The sequence below is a fragment of the Cupriavidus sp. 05N40 genome (assembly GCF_056397305.1).
Map to the genome: position 1 here is coordinate 1 of NZ_JBFTND010000337.1, position 4,691 is coordinate 4,691.

4 protein-coding genes and 1 tRNA gene are annotated in these 4,691 nt (G+C 66.1%); all 5 read right to left on the minus strand.

Going from position 1 to position 4,691, the window contains the following annotated elements:
• Positions 1–175: 175 nt before the first annotated feature.
• Positions 176–252 (minus strand) — tRNA-Met (locus AC1DO7_RS39485).
• A gap of 169 nt (positions 253–421) precedes the next feature.
• The gene (locus tag AC1DO7_RS39490; RefSeq protein ID WP_441643539.1) at positions 422–2,122 is read right to left on the minus strand and encodes an MFS transporter; all 1,701 of its coding nucleotides are present in this window, start codon (positions 2,120–2,122) and stop codon (positions 422–424) included.
• 257 nt (positions 2,123–2,379) lie between these two features.
• A complete protein-coding gene (locus AC1DO7_RS39495; RefSeq protein ID WP_441621453.1) occupies positions 2,380–2,718 on the minus strand; it encodes a DUF4212 domain-containing protein in 339 nt (112 codons plus the stop codon).
• The gene (locus tag AC1DO7_RS39500) at positions 2,715–4,289 is read right to left on the minus strand and encodes a sensor histidine kinase (RefSeq protein WP_441621455.1); all 1,575 of its coding nucleotides are present in this window, start codon (positions 4,287–4,289) and stop codon (positions 2,715–2,717) included. Before AC1DO7_RS39500 ends, AC1DO7_RS39495 begins: the two co-directional genes overlap by 4 nt.
• A gap of 82 nt (positions 4,290–4,371) precedes the next feature.
• Positions 4,372–4,691, minus strand: a 320-nt coding sequence (locus AC1DO7_RS39505; RefSeq protein ID WP_477117434.1) for a winged helix-turn-helix domain-containing protein, incomplete at its 5' end; no start/stop codon positions are given.

Below are 4,691 nucleotides of genomic sequence, written 5' to 3' on the forward strand. Positions count from 1 at the left end.
TCCCAGTCAAGCGCCGAATATGTCGCGCATCCATGAAACCATGTTCTCCGGAAGTCGAACTTCGGGAGGCCACAATGCAAAAACCCCTTCCTGCCTGTCGGCCGAAAGGGGTTTTCACATGATGCGTACTGCTTGCCAGCCTTCTCTGTCGCAAACGAAGAGAGAGCCAGAAATATGGTGGCGAATCAGGGATTCGAACCCCGGACCTGCGGATTATGATTCCGTCGCTCTAACCGACTGAGCTAATTCGCCGTTGAAGACCGAAATTATACCTTGGCTTTCGATCCTGTCAACACCTTCCGCAAAAAAGTTTCGAGGACCTCCGGAAGCCGCCTGCGCCAGCCGGAAAAAAGCCGGCGGACCTTGCGGCCCGCCGGCTGGAGCGACTGATTACCGGATCAGTCCTGTACAACCATCAGTCTCAGTCGTTCGCGTAGATATTCACGTCCTTGGTCTCGCGGACGAAGAGCGAGCCGATGACCAGGGTCACGCCGGCGATGATGATCGGGTACCAGAGGCCGTAGTAGATATTGCCGTTCTGCGCCACCAGGGCAAAGGAGATGGTGGGCAGCAGGCCGCCGAACCAGCCGTTGCCGATGTGATACGGCAGCGACATGGAGGTGTAGCGGATGCGGGTCGGGAACAGTTCGACCAGCATGGCGGCGATCGGGCCGTACACCATGGTCACGTAGATGACCAGGATGACGAGGACCACCAGCACCATGATGGTGTTCATCTGCGCCGGGTCTGCCTTGGTCGGGTAGCCGGCCGAGGCCATCGAGCCGCCCACTTCCTTCTTGAACGCGGCGATCTGTTTCTTGCTGGCGTCGTCGAAGCTGTGGCCAGCGGAATCCAGCGAGGCGTTGAAGGCGTTGATCTGCTTGTCGCCGATCTTCACCGAGGCCACCGTGCCGGCCGGGGCTTCCACCACTTCATAGCTGGCGGAGGCTTGTGCCAGGGTCCGCTTGACGATGTCGCAGGAGCTGCGGAAATCGATCTCGCGGGCGATCGGGCTGCCCTGGAAGGAGCATTGCTTGGGATCGGCGGTGACGACGATCTGGGCGGTCTGCTGAGCGCGTTCCAGTGCCGGGTTGGCGTAGTGGGTGAGGGCCTTGAACAGCGGGAAGTAGGTCAGCATCGCCAGCGCGCAGCCGGCCATGATGATCCACTTGCGGCCGATCTTGTCGGACAGCGAGCCGAAGAAGATGAAGAACGGCGTGCCGATCACCAGGGCGCCCGCGATCAGCAGGTTGGCGGTGGTGGCGTCGACCTTGAGCACCTGGGTCAGGAAGAACAGCGAGTAGAACTGGCCCGTGTACCAGACCACGGCCTGGCCGGCGGTCAGGCCCACCAGCGCCAGGATCACGATCTTCATGTTGCGCCATTGGCCGAAGGCTTCGGTCAGCGGTGCCTTGGAGGTCTTGCCCTCGGCCTTCATCTTCTGGAAGGCGGGCGATTCGCTCATCGACAGGCGGATATACACCGACACGGCCAGCAGCAGGATCGAGACCAGGAACGGGATGCGCCAGCCCCACACGTCGAAGTTGGCTCCGGTCAGGTTGCGGCACAGCAGGATCACGATCAGCGACAGGAACAGGCCGAGCGTGGCGGTGGTCTGGATCCACGCCGTGTAGGCGCCGCGCTTGCCGTGCGGCGCGTGCTCTGCTACGTAGGTGGCGGCACCGCCGTACTCGCCGCCGAGCGCGAGGCCCTGCAGCATGCGCAGCGCGATCAGGATGATCGGCGCCGCCCAGCCGATGGTGGTGAAGCCCGGCAGCAGGCCCACGATGAAGGTCGACACACCCATGATCAGGATGGTCACCAGGAATGTGTACTTGCGCCCGATCATGTCGCCGAGGCGGCCGAACACCAGTGCGCCGAACGGCCGCACGATGAAGCCGGCGGCGAATGCCAGCAGCGCGAAGATGAAGGCCGCGGTGGGATCGAGCCCGGCGAAGAACTGCTTGGCGATGATGGCCGCCAGCGAACCGTACAGGTAAAAGTCGTACCACTCGAATACCGTGCCGAGCGAGGAGGCGAAAATCACCTTCCTCTCTTCGGCCGTCATCGCCGTGCCCTGGGCGCTGCCGCCAGGCATCGCCACGTTCTGCGCATTAGCCATTTGTCTCCTCCGTTTTGTCATCGGAATCTTTCGGGTGGACAGCCGGAACGCGCTTGCGGACACGGGACAGTCACCGAAGTTCAATGGATTGTGGGAGGCGAAACTTACTGAGTTCTGACAATTTCCGCCGAGTTCGCCACTAAACGCTCGGGGTATACGCTAGCGAAATGCGGGGTGCGGGATTGTTGCGGCGCGACGTCCGGGGTCCGGGTTGGGCGCGGGAGGGTTCATCGCGACGCGGCGCAGGCGCCTTCTTGCTATGCAGCATCCTCCCGCCGCGCGTCCATCCCGGGCCGGGCGGCGGCTTCGTCCTCGCCGGCTTCGTCGTCAGCCAGGTTCATGCGCCAGGCGTAGAGGGCTGCCATCAGTACGTAGATGATCAGCGCACCCTGCGCGCCTACCCAGAACGAGAAGGGCCAGCCGAAGAAGTCGAAACGCAGCTCGCGCGCGAACCAGCTGACCACGAAGGTGACCACGAACCAGATTGCCAGCAGCGCGGCGATCCAGCGCAGGTTGCGGCGCCACGCGTGCCGCGCGGCCGAACCGGGCTGGCCTGCCGCGGCGCGCGGGCCGGGCGGGCGGGCGGCGCCGCTCATGCCGTATCTCCGGCGACGGGCCGGCGCAGCGTGATGCGGAAGCAGGCGCCGGCCAGGCGCGGCTCGGACTGGTAGACGTTGTCGACGATGCTGACATCGCCGCCGTGCTGCTGCACGATCTCGCGCACGATGGCCAGGCCCAGGCCGCTGCCCTGGGTCTGCGTGCCCAGCACGCGGTAGAAGCGCTCCATCACGCGCTCGCGCTCGGCCACCGGGATGCCCGGGCCGGTGTCCTCCACCTCGAGGTAGGCGAACGGTTCGAAGGCGTCCGCCCTTGCGCGCACGGTGGCGTGGCCGCCCGCGGGGGTGTAGCGGATCGCGTTGTCGATCAGGTTGTTCAGCATTTCAGTGAGCATCAGGCGGTTGCCCTGCACCATGACGGGATGATCGTCGGCGTCGACGCCGAGATCGATGCTGCGGGCCCAGGCCTGCGGCAGCCAGTCCTTGACCACCTCGCGCGCCAGCGCGCCCAGGTCCAGCGGCGCCATGCTGCCGGCACCGGCCAGGTTCTCCGTGCGCGCCAGCGACAGCAGCTGCGTCACCAGGTGGGCCGTGCGTTCCGAGCTGCCGGCGATCTGCGCCAGCGACTTGCGCAATTCCTCGGGCGACTGTTCGCGCTGCGCCAGTTCGGCCTGCATGCGCAGCCCGGCCAGCGGGGTCTTCATCTGGTGCGCGGCATCGGCGATAAAGCGCTTCTGTGTCTGCACCGACATGTCCAGGCGCGCCAGCAGGTCGTTGAAGGACGCCACCAGCGGCGTGATCTCCTGCGGCGCGGCGTGCTCGTCGATGGGGCTGGTATCGCCGGGATTGCGCGCGCGGATGCGTTGCTGGATCGCGGTCAGCGGCGCCAGCCCGCGCGTCAGGCCGAACCACACCAGCACCACCGCGAGCGGCAGGATCACGAACTGCGGCAGGATCACGCCCTTGATGATCTCGTTGGCCAGGCGCGCGCGCTTGTCCAGGGTCTCGCCCACCTGCACCAGCACCGGCTGCGTGTCGCCGCCGTGCTTGAGATCGACATAGGTGTAGGCGACGCGCACGTCGTTGCCGGCCACCCGGTCGTCGCGCAGCGACACCAGCCCGGCGTGGCCGCGGTCGTCCTCGCTGGGCAGCGGCAGGTCGTTGTCGCCGGCCACGAACTCGCCGTGCGTGCCGACTACCTGGTAGTAGATGTTGTCGCTCTCGTCGGCACGCAGGATCTCGCGCGCGGACAGCGGCAGCTGCAGCGTGACGCGCCCGTTGACCTCGCGCACCTGCTGCGAGAGCACGATGGCGCTGGCTTCCAGCGAGCGGTCGAACGGGCCGTTGGCGATGGATTTGGCCACCAGGTAGGTCACCGCGATGCTCATCGGCCAGAGCAGCAGCAGCGGGGCCAGCATCCAGTCCAGGATCTCGCCGAACAGCGAGCGCGGGGACGGATGGCCGGCGCTGTCCTCAAGGTGCGGCAGGGCTTCGGCCAGCGCTTCGTCGGCGACGCCGGCATCCGGCGAGGCGGATCCGTCCGGGGACGATGCGGGCGGCGCGGGCCGTGCGGCCCGCGCGCGCCGCCGGGGCAGTCGCAGCAGGCTCATGAGACGGGAGTAGGGTGGTCCGGAGTGGCCGGAGTGGCGTAACCAGGGTAAGCAGGGGAAGGCAAGGCGCGGATGGTGTCTCCTAGCCGTGGACCGCGGCAGCCTGGAATTTCTCCAGGCAATAGCCCAGGCCGCGAACCGTGGCGATGCGGATGCCGCCCACCTCGATCTTCTTGCGCAGCCGGTGCACGTAGACTTCGATGGCGTTGTTGCTGACCTCCTCGCCCCATTCGCACAGGTGGTCCACCAGTTGCTCCTTCGATACCAGCCGCCCGGTGCGGGTCAGCAGGATTTCCAGCAGCCCCACCTCGCGCGCGGAAAGGTCCAGCATCTGTTCGTTCAGGTAGGCGATGCGGCCGACCTGGTCGAAGGCGAGCGGCCCGTGCCGCGTCAGCGTGGCAC

Excerpts from the sequence above, each read along its gene's own strand:
- AC1DO7_RS39490 (WP_441643539.1), bottom strand. The coding sequence starts at position 2,122 with ATGGCTAATGCGCAGAACGTGGCGATGCCTGGCGGCAGCGCCCAGGGC.
- AC1DO7_RS39495 (WP_441621453.1), bottom strand. The coding sequence starts at position 2,718 with ATGAGCGGCGCCGCCCGCCCGCCCGGCCCGCGCGCCGCGGCAGGCCAG.
- AC1DO7_RS39500 (WP_441621455.1), bottom strand. The coding sequence starts at position 4,289 with ATGAGCCTGCTGCGACTGCCCCGGCGGCGCGCGCGGGCCGCACGGCCC.